The organism is Polynucleobacter sp. AP-Sving-400A-A2, from assembly GCF_018688155.1.
Taxonomy (GTDB): Bacteria; Pseudomonadota; Gammaproteobacteria; order Burkholderiales; family Burkholderiaceae; genus Polynucleobacter.
In genome coordinates, this window is sequence record NZ_CP061312.1 from 696,470 (window position 1) to 711,040 (window position 14,571).

17 protein-coding genes and 1 tRNA gene are annotated in these 14,571 nt (G+C 43.3%); 6 read left to right on the plus strand and 12 right to left on the minus strand.

The window, feature by feature from the left end:
* Window positions 1-4: 4 nt before the first annotated feature.
* The 3 genes from C2758_RS03680 to pgi form a co-directional block, all read right to left on the minus strand.
* On the minus strand, window positions 5-373 hold the full coding sequence (locus C2758_RS03680; protein WP_215329645.1) for a type II toxin-antitoxin system PemK/MazF family toxin: 369 nt from the start codon (window positions 371-373) through the stop codon (window positions 5-7).
* On the minus strand, window positions 373-633 hold the full coding sequence (locus tag C2758_RS03685; protein WP_215329646.1) for a PbsX family transcriptional regulator: 261 nt from the start codon (window positions 631-633) through the stop codon (window positions 373-375). Before C2758_RS03685 ends, C2758_RS03680 begins: the two co-directional genes overlap by 1 nt.
* Before the next feature lie 85 nt (window positions 634-718).
* Entirely contained in the window at window positions 719-2,209 is a 1,491-nt protein-coding gene (gene pgi / locus C2758_RS03690) for a glucose-6-phosphate isomerase (protein ID WP_215329647.1), read from the minus strand.
* 139 nt (window positions 2,210-2,348) lie between these two features.
* Here pgi and C2758_RS03695 point away from each other — a divergent pair, with 139 nt between their 5' ends.
* Window positions 2,349-3,485, plus strand: coding sequence for an NAD(P)/FAD-dependent oxidoreductase (locus C2758_RS03695; RefSeq protein WP_215329648.1), 1,137 nt, complete (start codon window positions 2,349-2,351; stop codon window positions 3,483-3,485).
* A gap of 6 nt (window positions 3,486-3,491) precedes the next feature.
* Here the strand turns inward: C2758_RS03695 and C2758_RS03700 are convergent, their stop codons facing one another.
* Window positions 3,492-3,902, minus strand: a complete 411-nt coding sequence (locus C2758_RS03700) for a type II toxin-antitoxin system VapC family toxin (RefSeq protein ID WP_215329649.1) — start codon at window positions 3,900-3,902, stop codon at window positions 3,492-3,494.
* An 8-nt stretch (window positions 3,903-3,910) separates the two neighbouring features.
* Window positions 3,911-4,171 carry a type II toxin-antitoxin system Phd/YefM family antitoxin gene (locus tag C2758_RS03705; RefSeq protein ID WP_215329650.1) on the minus strand — a complete coding sequence of 87 codons (261 nt, stop codon included), beginning with the start codon at window positions 4,169-4,171 and terminating at the stop codon, window positions 3,911-3,913.
* Between the two features lie 165 nt (window positions 4,172-4,336).
* On the opposite strand from C2758_RS03705, the gene C2758_RS03710 reads away from it, so the two are divergent.
* Together C2758_RS03710 and C2758_RS03715 are read left to right on the plus strand one after the other, a co-directional pair.
* Window positions 4,337-4,426, plus strand: a tRNA-Ser gene (locus C2758_RS03710).
* Between the two features lie 192 nt (window positions 4,427-4,618).
* The gene (locus C2758_RS03715) at window positions 4,619-5,344 is read left to right on the plus strand and encodes a bifunctional 2-polyprenyl-6-hydroxyphenol methylase/3-demethylubiquinol 3-O-methyltransferase UbiG (RefSeq protein WP_215329651.1); all 726 of its coding nucleotides are present in this window, start codon (window positions 4,619-4,621) and stop codon (window positions 5,342-5,344) included.
* Window positions 5,345-5,438: 94 nt separating this feature from the next.
* Here the strand turns inward: C2758_RS03715 and C2758_RS03720 are convergent, their stop codons facing one another.
* The 6 genes from C2758_RS03720 to C2758_RS03745 form a co-directional block, all read right to left on the minus strand.
* Window positions 5,439-5,633 (minus strand): hypothetical protein, encoded by a 195-nt coding sequence (locus C2758_RS03720; protein WP_215329652.1) that lies wholly within the window; start codon window positions 5,631-5,633, stop codon window positions 5,439-5,441.
* Window positions 5,634-5,997: 364 nt separating this feature from the next.
* Window positions 5,998-6,363 carry a hypothetical protein gene (locus C2758_RS03725; RefSeq protein ID WP_215329653.1) on the minus strand — a complete coding sequence of 122 codons (366 nt, stop codon included), beginning with the start codon at window positions 6,361-6,363 and terminating at the stop codon, window positions 5,998-6,000.
* A 58-nt stretch (window positions 6,364-6,421) separates the two neighbouring features.
* The gene (locus C2758_RS03730) at window positions 6,422-6,643 is read right to left on the minus strand and encodes an AlpA family transcriptional regulator (protein WP_215329654.1); all 222 of its coding nucleotides are present in this window, start codon (window positions 6,641-6,643) and stop codon (window positions 6,422-6,424) included.
* Window positions 6,644-6,729: 86 nt separating this feature from the next.
* Complete coding sequence (locus C2758_RS03735) at window positions 6,730-7,290, minus strand: hypothetical protein (RefSeq protein ID WP_215329655.1); 561 nt, start codon at window positions 7,288-7,290, stop codon at window positions 6,730-6,732.
* A gap of 25 nt (window positions 7,291-7,315) precedes the next feature.
* Window positions 7,316-8,527: an integrase arm-type DNA-binding domain-containing protein gene (locus C2758_RS03740; protein ID WP_215329656.1), complete on the minus strand. Its 1,212-nt coding sequence runs from the start codon at window positions 8,525-8,527 to the stop codon at window positions 7,316-7,318.
* A gap of 294 nt (window positions 8,528-8,821) precedes the next feature.
* Complete coding sequence (locus C2758_RS03745; protein ID WP_215329657.1) at window positions 8,822-9,403, minus strand: hypothetical protein; 582 nt, start codon at window positions 9,401-9,403, stop codon at window positions 8,822-8,824.
* A 303-nt stretch (window positions 9,404-9,706) separates the two neighbouring features.
* Here C2758_RS03745 and C2758_RS03750 point away from each other — a divergent pair, with 303 nt between their 5' ends.
* From C2758_RS03750 to C2758_RS03760, 3 genes are all read left to right on the plus strand, one after another.
* Window positions 9,707-10,381 (plus strand): cytochrome b/b6 domain-containing protein, encoded by a 675-nt coding sequence (locus tag C2758_RS03750; protein WP_215329658.1) that lies wholly within the window; start codon window positions 9,707-9,709, stop codon window positions 10,379-10,381.
* 47 nt (window positions 10,382-10,428) lie between these two features.
* Window positions 10,429-11,868 (plus strand): sensor histidine kinase, encoded by a 1,440-nt coding sequence (locus C2758_RS03755; protein WP_215329659.1) that lies wholly within the window; start codon window positions 10,429-10,431, stop codon window positions 11,866-11,868.
* A 94-nt stretch (window positions 11,869-11,962) separates the two neighbouring features.
* Complete coding sequence (locus C2758_RS03760; RefSeq protein ID WP_215329660.1) at window positions 11,963-14,065, plus strand: alkyl/aryl-sulfatase; 2,103 nt, start codon at window positions 11,963-11,965, stop codon at window positions 14,063-14,065.
* 185 nt (window positions 14,066-14,250) lie between these two features.
* Here the strand turns inward: C2758_RS03760 and C2758_RS03765 are convergent, their stop codons facing one another.
* On the minus strand, window positions 14,251-14,559 hold the full coding sequence (locus C2758_RS03765) for a chorismate mutase (RefSeq protein WP_215329661.1): 309 nt from the start codon (window positions 14,557-14,559) through the stop codon (window positions 14,251-14,253).
* Between the last annotated feature and the right edge of the window lie 12 nt (window positions 14,560-14,571).

Below are 14,571 nucleotides of genomic sequence, written 5' to 3' on the forward strand. Positions count from 1 at the left end.
GGTATTAATGAGCAATTTCGATGATTGAGTTTAGACCCTCACAAGCCTCCTGAAAGAGAGCGGGCGGCAGATTCTTCCATGGATGGGGTCTTGCGGAGCGCAGGCGCCAGTCAAAAGATTTTGGCTGATGTGTCAAGATAAAGACGGGCTCACTGCGACCAATAGAAAATTTGATTGCAAATGGATTGGTTTCATTAGACTTTGCGTGCGTCATAGGGAGCCCAATAACAAGGCCAGTTTTTTCATTAAATGCTTTAGGTGAGAGGACGAGCATGGGATGCTCATCTTTCATTTCTTTTCCCAATTGGGGATTAAAGTTAATCCAAATCATGTCCCTACGCTCAGGAACCCAAGCCTTCAATTTTTCTGCCATTAAATAATTTCTTTCCCAATGGGTGTTGATGTCATTACTTCGCCACCATGTGTCTCTGGATCAAAGGCTTTTAGCTTTTGAGAGAGGCTCAGTTTAGGCTTGCCAACCACCCGGAGTAAAACACCATCCTTAACAACCTCAACTGAGATAGGGACTCCTTGAGAGAAATGGGCAGCCTTAGCCACTGGTGAGGTGATTCGAACACCAAGACCATTCCCCCATTCTTGAATGGTTTGCTGTACCTTTAATGCTGGAGCCATAGGCACCCCCTAGATAAATGTTTATACAAGTTTAAACAATATGCCTGGCAATGTCAATTTGATCAGACTTAGGCGGATTGGTACTCTATGAATTTAATAAATTAATACGAGCGGCAGTCACAGCATCAATATCTGCACTGGCAGCGATATCATTCTGATGACTTGCAAGTGCTTTCTCGATTGGCTTGGCTAGCACTTTGCCGAATTCAACGCCAGGCTGATCAAAGCTATTGATATTCCACAAAGCGCCTAATGTCGCAGTGCGGTTTTCGTATAAAGCGAGTAGAGCGCCAAGATAAAACGCATTGAGTTTAGGTAGCAACAAGAGATTGCTTGGGCGCTTACCTGGATAGACATCATTTGGATTTGCAGCAGACTTACCATTTGCCAATGCCTGAGCTTGCGCTAAACAGTTCGAAAGTAGAATACGATGATGCGCAATAGCCTCAGGTCGATCACTCATGGGTTCACGCACGGCAATGAAATCAATTGGAATGATCTCCGTACCCTGATGAAAGAGCTGAAAGTACGAGTGTTGGGCATTACTACCCGCGCTGCCAAATACCACTGGTGAAGAATGCTTAACTGCCTTGCCATCCCGATCCACGCTCTTGCCGTTACTTTCCATGTCCAGTTGCTGCAACCACTTTGGAAACCAATCTAAAGCATCTGCATACGGAATAGCGGCATAGGCTTTGATCTGATATTTCTCTTGCTGGTGGAGCAAAGAGAGTGCCATGATGACGGGGAGATTTTCTTCAAGGGGTGCATTCTTAAAATGCAAATCTATCGCTTCGGCGCCAGCTAAAAATTGTTTGAATGTCTCAAAGCCATATTGCAAAGCAATCGGTAAACCTACTGCCGACCATACAGAGTAGCGACCACCCACCCAATCCCAGAAAGGAAAGATATTGTCTTGGCTTACGCCAAAGTCTTTGGCGGCAGGGATGTTGGCAGTGACTGCATACAAAGAATCAATAATTTGGCTGGAAGAACAACCGCTGTCTTTAAGCCAGGCAACAACAGCTTTAGCATTCATGGAGGTTTCAAGAGTCGTGAATGACTTCGAGACCACGATGACGCGAGTGCTATGCGCTTGAGCGCGAGCGAGGATACGCGCTAACTCAGCTGTATCAATATTAGCCAAAAAATGCATCCGCATACCGCGGCTTACAATCCCGGGAACATGGGCGAGTGCTTCAATTGCTAAGCGAGGACCAAAGTCTGATCCGCCTATGCCAATATGAATGACATCGGTTACGCCTACCCATGTATTACACAGCGCATCAATGCGATGCCAAACTTCAGAAACCGCGGGCATGACATCTTTGCCATCGATCATGACTGGCGTTTTGCTTAAGTTGCGCAACGCAGAGTGAAGGGCGGGACGATCTTCGCTATTGTTGATGTGCTTACCAGCAAACATATCTGCAATAAATTGCTCTAGATGACTTTGGCGAGCGGAAGCAAAGAGTTTTTTCCAGCTGGCCGTATCGATTCCTTGATAAGCGGTGTCGAGCACCACATCAAGGGCAGAGTGAATATTTTGGTTAGCTAATTCGGCGTGCGCAGACATGGCTGGATTTTATCAATAAGGGCATTCAAATCACCCTAAAACACTGAAAATGTTACGATTTGAGTAATATAAGCGCTTTAGCTTAGCTAAAAGCTATTACAAAATTGAGACATATCTGAAATCAGGTCAGGAATAGCGGATGGAGCAGGTTGATTGCGTGGTGGTAGGCGCTGGAGTAGTTGGTTTGGCAGTTGCTCGCGAGATGGCTTTGCAGGGCCGAGAAACGATTTTGCTCGAGCGTGAGGATTCTTTTGGAACCATCAGTAGTGCACGCAACAGTGAAGTGATTCACGCAGGGATTTATTACCCTAAGGACTCTCTAAAGGCTAAGCTCTGCGTAGAAGGTAATCGTCTCTTGTATGAATACTGCCGAAGTCATCAAGTGAGCACGCAAGCCTACGGTAAGTTAATCGTTGCTGTAGATGCTAGTCAGTTAGATGACCTTCAGGCAATTCTTTACAAGGCTCAAAATAACCAAGTGCCTGATATCAAGATGATTTCTGGGGCGCAAGCTAAAGCCTTAGAACCAGAGCTACAGTGCGAGGCTGCAGTGCTCTCCAGCTCAACCGGTGTAGTTGATAGTCATGGATTAATGCTGTCACTACTGGGTGGCTTTGAAGATGCAGGCGGTATGGTGGCTTATCAATCACCTTTACTCAGCGCTAAGCCAATTGGTAATAATGCTGAAGGTGGCTTTGAGCTCACCATTGGCGGTGCTGATGGCATGACTATTCAGACCAAGTTATTAATTAATTGCGCAGGACTCAGTGCTCCAGCACTGGCGCAAAAAATTGAGGGACTCTCAAAAGACCTCATACCCAAAGCCTACTTCGCAAAAGGTAATTACTTCTCCTTATCTGGCAAATCGCCATTCAGCCACTTGATATATCCAATACCTGAGCCCGGCGGATTGGGCGTTCACCTGACCCTCGACATGGGTGGACAAGCGAAGTTTGGACCAGACGTCGAGTGGCTTGATATTGATGAGGAAAGTCAGATTAACTACACAGTTGATCAAGGGCGGGGAGATGGCTTTTATGCAGCCGTCAGAAAATATTGGCCTGGTCTAAAAGATGGCTCCTTGCAAGCAGACTATTCTGGCGTCAGGGCCAAAATCGTCCCGCCAAATGCCTCGGCAGGAGACTTTTACTTTGAAGGACCCCAACAGCATCAACTGAACGGCTTATACAACCTTTATGGCTTTGAGTCCCCGGGACTTACCTCTTGTTTGGCAATTGCAGGGCATCTAGAAGTTTTGATTAAAGAGTCTAAATAAATCAATCTAATGCACGGAACCAAATGGATTTAGTAGCTTAACCTTAAAGCGTTTGAAGTCCTTTGTATTTCTGGTGACTACTATAAGTCTCTTTTCAATGGCTGTGGCTGCAATCATTGCATCTTCTCGTACTGTATTTGATTGAGAATGCATCAGTTTTGCCCATAAACTAAAGGCCGCTCCACTCATAGCCAAAACATTTTGATTCTTGAGAATGTCTTCTAACCAAGCATCAAGAGATTCTGCTTTATTTTGATCTTGTACTCTTGTTAGCTCTATTCCAGTCTGAATTTCTCCAATAGATACGGCAGAAATATATAGATCCTCATCTGCTACGGTGCTGAGCCACTCTAAAACTGCACCATGAGGCTTTGATTTGCGTAATTCTGAGATGACATTGGTATCTAGTAAGTACATATTGGCAATTAAAGTTTGATGGGTTTGCGAGCTAAACCTTGCCCGCGCTTTGGCAGAATTAAATCTCCCTTTGCCTCTTCGGAGAGAAGAAGTGATTTAAGAGATGGTTTTGCAAGCTGCTTCAATGTATTCCACTCCTTAATAGTGATTAGAACGGCTGTCTCATGCCCCCTTTTTGTAACTACCTGAGGCCCTTGTTCAACACAGGCGTTTAATAATTCGCTAAATTTAGCCTTAGCGTCTTGAACTGCCCAATGGTTATTTGTCATTTTTTCTCCTGACTAGATATCTGACTAGTTTATCAGGGTGTCAACAATAAATAAAGGGCGCTAGAGGATATTAGAGCGGTGCGAGTGGAGAAATAAAGTAGGGCCTATTTGAGTTTTACGTAGAGCACTTCTGAATTCCTTATAATCTAGGACTCAATTCGCAAAGGAAGAGTGGCAGAGCGGTTGAATGCACCAGTCTTGAAAACTGGCGAGGATGAAAGTCCTCCGTGAGTTCGAATCTCACCTCTTCCGCCAATATGTCAAGTAAAAAGGGGCTTAATTGCCCCTTTTACTATTTATTCCCACAGATGTTCCCTCGTTAGAGTTTTTTTGTGCTGTTCACTAATAGTTCTTATGGGGAGGGTAAATACAAACCGCACCTCCATAAACCTAGTTATAAAAGTTATATTATTAATCTTATTTGATAAATCCTAGGAAAATTGTTTAATGGGCCACTTAAGAACCGCTAAAAATCTTTTGCATGGGTATTTTTCTACATTAGGCAGTAAAGCGAAAAAGAGTGAAATAGCCCCTCCTTTAAATGTTTCCCATTCAAAATGGATGTCCTATTTACCAAAACATTTTAATAAAAAAGGGTTGCGAATTCTTGAATTAGGGTCAAGGAATGTAACTGGCACTAATCTGAGAGAGCGATTTTCTGAAGCTACTTACATAGGTTTTGATTTTTATGGCGGAGAAAATGTAGATATTGTTGGTGATGCACATAAATTATCAACTTATTTTAATGGCCAAGAAAAGTTTGATTTGATTTTTTCCTCCGCTGTATTTGAGCATTTGCATATGCCTTGGGTTGCTGCGGTAGAAATACAAAAAATGCTCAAAGTTGGAGGGCATGTATTTATTGAAACGCATTTTTCTTTTTCATCACATGAGCGACCATGGCACTTTTTCCAGTTCTCAGATATGGGGTTAAGGGCTTTGTTTAATGATTCACTTGGCTTTGATTTGATAGATAGCGGATTGAGCAATCCAATATCAGGATTTTTTAACGGTGAATCTGATAAATACTTAAGATATTCCGCTGTAAATGAGCTTTATTGCCATAGTGAAATTTTTTGCAGAAAAAGATGTGATGTAGATAATTTTGAGTGGAATAAGGTTGAGATGGATAGCATAGTAGAGGGTACGAGATATCCTGCTCCTAAGATTTAGTCATTCAGCCATCCTCGCCAAAATAAATAAATTCACAAGATAAATTGGGGTATTTTTGTTATGGGATGAATATTCCGATGGTGATTCTTTGGGTTTAATCAAACCACAGGTACTGTTTCTTAGTAGTTTGGTAGACCCTGCTACAGAAGGCTTCTTTAGACTCACCAGTCTGCCTAAAAAGCCCCTCAGATTCACTCCAAGTGCAATCAGCCCATCCCATGTAGTAGATTTTGATTGATTCAGGCTTTAGCTTATTAGTCAGCTTCTGTAGGCGACTTTTGAGCCTCATTTAGCACCCTCTAAATGGGCTAATTCGAGGTCTGTGAGCCTTCTTTCTATTTCGGTGACTTCGTATGCTTTGAGGATGTTTATCAGCATGTAAACGAGTTTTGTACCGTTGCTGGGCAATATTTTATTGCACCGTGTTTCTCGGTAGACCTTCGCCATTTCACGCCTGATGTCTTCAGAGGTTGATAGATTGATGCGAGGGGTAGGGCCTTCACTAACTTCAGTATCTGTATACATAAGCAGTCAATTTATTGTGCAGAGTTGTTGTGCTAGATATGGTTGTGGGAATAGATAGATTAAAGACTGATAGAGCCCTCTTTTTATAAAACATGCCACGACCTATCAGGCCCATGCCATATGTCCTGCTAGTGAAATACAACGCTGCTAAACCCTGTCTTTAGCAAATAGTTCAGCCAACCCTTATCTTGATAGGGTGCAATGTGAATATCGCCTTTAACCCAATCCATCTTTTTGTATGCCTTGTTAAGATGTCTTAATATTTCATCTTTATGTAACTTGTCGTGACTTCCGATTGCAAAATGTAGGTGAGGACGTTTTTCTAATCCACCAAGCTCCATGCAGAAAATACCATTTAGCTTTGCACGACCATAGCGATATTGACGCTTAAATAAACCTTTGTTCACTAACGAAAGGTAATGGCGTCCAGTCTGCTCAAATATTTGGGGTGTTATGTAGGTTTGATAAAAGGGATGGCGTTTCTTCAGGTTCATGGTCACAGCCCAATCAAATGGCCCCTGATTATCAAGAAACCTCACTATCTCATTAATGCTAGGTTTCACTTTGACCAACCTTTTGATTTTGAGGTATTGACTCAAAGCAGCTAGCAATCCATGCGTCAATGTCTGATTCTTTCCATACATTAATTGCTGGCGATAGCTTGGTTGGCTTTGGGAATGAACCTTGCCCCATTTTTAGCCAAATAGTACTTTTACCTAAGGTAGTCTTTTTTGATACATCAGCAATCCGCAGCAGTCGTACATTCGATTCCATTTGCAATCCTTAAGGATGTATTGATAACAACTACATCTTAAGAACTTGGAATGAATATGTCTCTCACATCACATAAGTGATATGAGTTATTTTGTAGATTTCAAACCCGTAATTTCTTTAAAGTAATTTCTAATCGCACTATCAGATACTTCAGTTGCAGGAAACTTTGCACGCATCTTTCTGCAAAAAACTTTGAAATCTCGCTGTTTTATATCAGCAATTATTTGGCGTGCAAATTCTTTTGCTTGTATATATTTTTGGCTGACTTTTGCTTTTCCTGTAGATTTTTTGACAGCATTATCTAAACTTTTTTTACCTGATTTTAGATATGCCGCCTCTAAAAACTGTTTCTGCTTAAAGGTTTCCTCGTATAAAAACAGAGTTGTTTCTAAATGAAGCTCTGTGGATGCTAATTTAATAAGCATTTCAAAGGGGTGAAGAGTGGCTAAATGAATGGCACGCTCAACAATCTTTTGACTCCTAGCTTGGTCGTCTAAAAAATCATCAGCAATGTTTTGCTGTAATAAATTGAGTTTTTGAAGGAGCAGGGCGGTGTTGTGTTCGACAAATAATTCGTCAGCACTCTTACGTTTGGGTGCTTTGGGTTTTGGCATTTGTAACTTGCCGCCTATGTATTGTCCTGACATCGTCTGCTCCTTATGAGAACCTTGCTTATGCCGCTAAAAGAGTGGTTACATTATTAAACTGCTGGGAGTTGCAGAAGTCGAGCCAATCTTGCATCAGGTTGCGTCTACGGTCTAAAAGGTCTCTTCTTCGGTATGCTGCTTCCACCTTATTTTTGATGGTGTGTGCCAGAGCCATTTCGGCAACTTCTGGAGAGTGCTCGGTTTCTTCAGAAACCCAGTCCCTAAAGGTAGAGCGAAAACCATGAACGGTAACGCTTTTATTAAGCCGCCTTAATAGCATCGGCATCGCCATATTGCTTAGGGGCTTACCGTTTCTTGAAAATAGATACTGGCTACCTTCATCCATAGCTTTTGCAATCGCTAAAATTTCCAATGCCCGACTTGTAAGCGGCACTCGATGTTCTTTGCGTGCCTTCATGCGATTCGCTGAAATTGTCCAGATGTCGCCATTAACTTCCGACCGAAGGCCGCCTAGCACCTCACCAGTTCTTGACGCATTAAGGATGGCAAATTCAAGTGCAAGTGCTGCAACACCCTCTGTATTGCGTAAGCGTATTAAAAATTCAGGCAAGGCTCGGTAGGCTAGTGCAGGGTGATGTCTGACTTCCATCATCTTTTTTGGTGCTGGCAAGATTGTTTGTAGATGGCCACGCCATAAGGCTGGATTCATACCATCTCGCAATTTTCTTGTGCAAGCGGCAGCAAGAATCCATTCCAATCGTCCTCGCAGTCTAGAGGCTGTTTCGGTCTTGGATTTCCATATTGGGGTCAATATTTTCAAGATGTCGTCAGTATCAATTTCATCAAGTGCCATATCCCCAATGACCGGAAAGGCGAACTGTTCCAGCGAGTATGACCATTGAGCAGCATGCTTATCGCTAGACCACTCTGATTGCTTGTCTTCAATACATGTAAGGGCAAAGTCCCTAAAGGTTATTTTTTTACTTTCAAGGGCCTTACGCTGGGTTTTTTGAGCAAGTCTGCTTGTAAGCGGATTTTCACCTTTAGCAATCAAGGTTCTTGCTTCTTGAGCGATTTGCCGAGCCTCTTTGGGCAAAAGGTCAGGGAATGGCCCGATTCCAAGCTCGTGACGCTTGCCATTGAAGGCAAACCTCAAAAGCCAATACTTAGTTTCAGAGGGCTTATAAAGTAGTTGTAGGCCCTTTGTAACCGAATCGGTATAGCGACCATGCTTTTTTAGGTTCAGGGTGGTACGGTAATCTAGGTTTGTTGGCATTTTGTTTCCTTTCTATATCCCACAGTTGTTCCCACCGCTAATGCTTGCAATAAGCTGGATGGGGTTAGCGACCAATGTAGGGTTTTAGAGAGGGTGATGCACTTACAGCACTTGAGTGATACGAATTATTTTTAGAAATCAAGATAGTTTTGGGCGTCTATCCACTCATATTCCTATGCATAACCGTCTAAAGCCTACATAGGTGTGATTCGACACCTCTTCCGCCAAATAAAAAACCCCAGCAATCACTTGCTGGGGTTTTGTCTTTCTAGTAACAAGAGAAGCGTTATTACATTACTTCTTGGCAGCTGGTGCGCTTACTACAGCAGCAATCGCTTCTGTATAAACCACTCTAACTTGCTCATTAACAGCAATGTCTTTCATCAAGTCTGGGTTCTGAACCTTAACTTTGAAAACGTTGCCTTGAAGGCCTCTTAAAGAAACGACATTTTTAGTTACATCAATCGCTTCAACATTGGCAGTAGCAGTAATCGTATTGGTAGTGATGATGCCTGGCTTGTCACCTTGTGGTGCAGTAGCAGTGCTAGTAGTAACTTGCTCGCTAGGTGCGCCTGGGTTTTTTACTTTAACTAATTCAATCGCAACAGCCATTTCATAAACAACATCGAAACGGTCGCCAACTTTAATTTCAGCAAAGTTTTTTACTTCTGGACCAGCAACGATTGAGGTCTCGCCATCTTGGTTTTTTAGGGTAACAGTACGAGTCGCAGCATCAACCTTAATCACTTCACCGTCATAAATGAGAGCGGATTCTTGAGCTGCAACAGCAGCTACTGGAGCTTTTGGCTTGGTGAGGAAAACGTAGGCTCCGACCGCGATAGCAGCAAGAACAACAATGATAATTATTTTTTTCATAACAGTATTAATCCTTAATAAATTGAGTCACATTGCCAATGAGCGGTAATGGGGTAATTGATAAATGTAGTTGTTTTAACAATTATGGAGATTGTATTACTCATGTTATTAATCAGAATGAGTTTTCAGGGTTAATTTGCTTAAACAGGCCTAATTACGCGCTATTTATGGGTATTCCTCAACCTTTAGCCTTGTACTGAGTACATACTGGGTAAATGACATTAATCGGAGCACATAGTGATGCTTACCATATCGAAGCTGCTAATGGCATCTTTAGTGAAAAAACATCAAGATCCCAGCAAAATGAATAATCCCCCAAATGACGCAGTTGGCGCTACTGGAAAAGTGAAGCAAGCCATTATGGTTTGGGACATACCGGTGAGGGTATCTCATTGGCTTCTAGTAATTTGTTTTGCAGGCGCTTGGCTCAGCTCAGAGAGTGAGAGTTGGATCTTGATTCACTATGCATTTGGCTACACAGCATGCCTGCTGGTTCTCATCCGATTGGTATGGGGATTGATTGGTACCCGTTACGCTAGATTTAGTCAATTTCTCAAAAGTCCTCGGGCAGTCATTGAGCACTTTATGGCCATGTTACGTGGCCACCCCCATCACGATATTGGCCACAATCCAGCGGGTGCTTTAGTCATGCTTGTGCTGATGTTGCTCATACTGTTGATTGGCTTTACAGGCTATCTATCGGTTAAAGAATTTTTAGGTAACTTTGCATCAGAGGCTCATGAAGCAGTTGCCAGTTTGGCGCTTGGCTTAGTCATCATCCACATCATTGCGGCCATTGGCATGAGCCTGATCGAAAGACAGAATCTCGTCAGATCCATGGTGAATGGTAAAAAACAGGGTATGCCAGAGCAGGGGATACGTTATCCGCAATATGTCATTGGCGCCTTGATCTTTTTGGGCGCGCTTTACTTTTTCTATCTGATTTTGAGCAGTGGCTTGCCTAGTCTGACTCAGTAAGATTGGCCGTTGTTGTCTGGGCTGATGATCGTTGTACGATAGACAGTATGAAGCTTTTGATTGCCCTTTATTTCTTTATCCTAGCCACGATTCAGTTGGGCTTGTTATTGGGTATCTATCACTATCACCGCTCTCAGAGCGAGCTCAGGCCAAATCGATACTGGATGGGCTCTTTGATGATAAATATCACTGGCTTATTCATCTTTGCTAGCGGCATTCTCGTCATCCAAGATCTACAAAAGCCCGAATTTAATTTCACCATAGCCAACTCTCTACTTTATATCGCTGCTGTTTTTCAACTCCTGTTTTGTCAATCTCTGATTGGACCGGTCAGTAAGCGAATGCAATATGGCTTTGCGCTCTCTGTCATTATTTTTGTGCCGACTTTTGAATATTTTCGTCTTTATGGAAGCTACGAGATCCGCACCATACTTATGTGTGCAATAGCCGTCATATTCTTCTCGTGGCAAATTGCGATACTCAGGCAAAAAAGAGGTTTAGAGCTTTCCAGACAATTAATGTATTTGCAATACGCAACTGCTGCCGAGCTTCTTTTTGCATTAGGGCGTTTAGGGGTTCTAGCCTCTACCGGTTTTACCATTAGTAGGCTGGAGCAAATTCCACAGTTATTGATCCTGCTCACTATTGGTCAGTTAGTGATCAATACACTCTCTTACATTGCGCTAGGGGGGTATTGGACGGAAAAGGTTGTCTTAGCAAATGCAAAATCCCAGACTGAGAATGATGAAATCAAGGCGCTCCTAGCTGAGCGAGAGAGTTTAATATCCCAGTTACTCAAAGCTAACAAAACAGTCGCAACTGGCGCCTTATCTGCTTCGATTGCCCATGAGCTTAATCAGCCATTGGGCGCTACATCTTTAAATATTCAATTTTTGCAAAAGAAGCTCGCTGAAGGAAGTTTAAGCTTTGAACATAATCAAGAGATCTTATCTGCGCTACTGTCTGATAATCAAAGGGCGTCAAATATCATTCGGTCACTCCGATCTATCTTCTCCGATGGAAAAGTTGGCACTGAACAAACCGAGCTTGGCGAATTAATCGAATCTGTTCTGAAGATCACCAAGCCAGAAATTGCATCAAAAAATATCCAGATTGTCCTTAGGCTCGCACCAGGAACATGGGCCAATGTCAACAGAGTAGAAATTCAGCAGGTCCTCCTCAATTTAATTAACAATGCCACTCAAGCGCTTGCAGATTCTGGCGTCAAGCCTAGGACCTTGCAGATAGAATGCTCTCGCGTTGCAGGAGGCGTCCAAATACTGGTCATTGACAGTGGCCCTGGCATCTCTTCAGATGCCCAGTCTCATCTATTTGAATTGCTCTCAAGCAATAAGTGCTCCGGCATGGGCTTGGGTTTATGGCTTTGCCAACACATTGTGTCTCGTCATGGCGGTCATTTGCGCTTTCAAGATGCCCCAAGTGGGGGCGCTCAATTTACGATCTTCTTACCCTCAATACAAGGCTAGGTATTAGCCCTATAGCTAATTGCCTATAGGTGTAGCAATCTTTACATTCGTGAAATATCTTTTTTACTAATACTTGTATTACATCAAGGCTTTCATGAAAACCAAACTCTCCCTCATTGCCCTATCTATTACTCTCATTTCCGGCAATCCCGCTATTGCCGCTGGCGGTGGCGGTGTAGTTGCTGACCCAGGCGCAATGCAGGGTAAGCACTTTGACTCCAAGGGTAAGGCACCGTCCACATTTACGGTCGATCTACAAAATGGCTTACGTAAAACTCTGCCATTTGAAGATAAGCGCGATTTTGAAGAGTCTAAGAGAGGATTTATTGCTGCTCCTACTTATAAGACCATCATGGCGGATGCCGGTAACGTCGCCTGGGATATGGGTAGCTATGATTTCCTCTTGCAAGGTAAAGACTTTGATAGCGTTCACCCATCATTACAGCGTCAAGCGATTCTGAATATGGGCTACGGCCTCTATGAAGTCGTGCCAGGAAAGATTTATCAAGTGCGTGGTTTTGACTTATCCAACATCAGCTTTGTCAAAACAAATACCGGCTGGATTGTCTTTGACCCATTGACCTCAAAAGAAACTGCTAGAGCAGCCTTGGAGTTAGTTAATGAGAAGTTAGGTAAGCGCCCAGTAGTGGCGGTGGTCTACTCCCATTCACATGCTGACCATTTTGGTGGTGTGCGCGGCGTAGTAGATGAAGCAGATGTGAAGAGCGGCAAAGTGAAAATTATTGCCCCAGCTGGTTTTATGGACCATGCCGTAGCTGAAAACGTATACGCTGGTAATGCCATGACACGCCGTTTGTATTTCCAGTATGGCGTTTTATTACCACGTAGTCCATTTGGTCACGTTGACCAGTCGATTGGTAAAAATACTGCGGCCGGTAACCTAGGCCTAATCGAACCAACCATTCTGATTAATGAGCCATTTGAAAAAATGATGGTGGATGGCGTAGAGATGGAGTTTCAGAACACCCCTGGTACAGAAGCGCCTGCAGAGATGAATACCTATTTCCCGCAGCTCAAAGCATTCTGGGCTGCTGAAAACATCACCGTCACCATTCATAACATCTATACCTTGCGCGGCGCATTAGTACGTGATGCCTTGGCATGGTCAAAGAACATCAATAATGCTTTATATCGTTATGGCACTGAGGCGCAAGTGATGTTTGCTTCACACTCTTGGCCGCGCTGGGGTAATGATCGCGTGCAAGAAGTCATGCGCACACAGCGTGATAGCTATGCACACCTGAACAATGAGGTTCTGCATTTGGCGAACAATGGTGTGACGATTAATGAAGTCCATAACGTCTACAAACAACCTGATAGCCTAAAGTCTCAATGGGCTGCTCACAGCTACCACGGCTCAGAAGAGCACAACAGTCGCGCTGTCATTAATCGCTATTTGGGCTACTGGGATGCAAATCCTGCGACCTTGATCCCCTTATCACCAAAAGATTCTGCGCCACTCTACGTAGAGATGATGGGGGGTTCAGGCAAGATCATGGCAAAGGGCAAGCAGCTCTATAAGCAGGGCAAATACCGTGAAGCAATGGAGATCGTGAACAAGTTGGTTTATGCAGAGCCAAACAACACGGCAGCTAAAGATTTGCTAGCAGATATTTTTGAGCAAATTGGCTATCAAAAAGAAAGCCCAAGTGTGCGTAATAGTTTCTTGGGTGCCGCTTATGAACTACGTCATGGTATGCCTTCTGGAGCATCACCAAAGACTAACGGCCCTGACATGATCAAGGCAATGACCACAGAGCTTTGGTTGAATGCTTTAGCTATCAGCATGGACAGTAAAAAAGCTGCCGGCATGAAGTTCACCATCAACCTGAGTACCCCTGACAATGGTGAAAAGTTTGTCGTAGAGATGAGTAATTCTGCGCTAAGCAATATCAAGGGTTACCAAGATACAAAGCCAAACCTGACTATCACCGTAAATCGTAGCGACTTAGAAAAAGTGATGGGCGGACAAACTACTTTTGAAAAACTACAGACCGAAGGCAAGGCCAAGTTTGAAGGTGATCGCAAAGCATTTGAGCAACTGCGCAGCACGATGACTACCTTCACTCCTGATTTTGAGTTGATGCCTGGTACGAAAGCCAAAAAAGCTCCTGCCGCTAAACCAAGCAAGGAAGCGTTTGAAGCTCCTCCAATTGCTAATTCAGATGGTGCTTGAGTTGGGTAAGTGATAGGTGGTAAGGGGAAAGATGGGCTCCAAGGAGCCCATTTCTTTTATCTGGAAGAGTTAGTTACTTAGCTTGCGAAAGCGCCACTATCCTTAGCGCCTCATTGGTATTTACATCAAGCAAAGGAGGGTGGCGAGAAAATTAATTGAAAACTTATCTAAAATAGGAAGTCAAATTAAGTGGATGTTATCTTGGCAAACTCTTCTTTTTCTGCCTCAATAAAAGCGCTAATCATAGATCTCCATACTGCTTCAATAACGCAGATATTTGCACCTTCTGCGAGCGCTATGCTTGTTACTTTCTCTATGACCTGATCTACTCGTTTTGGTGCCTCAACTTCTGCAGTTGTGGCCTTGAATTGCGCCGCCTGCTTTACATAGGCGCCTCGCTTGGCAATTAGAGCTACTAGCTCTTTATCTATTGAATCAATATTTCTTCTAACATCAACTATGTTCGTACATGTTTCTATGTTTGACTTTTGCATAACGCTCTCATA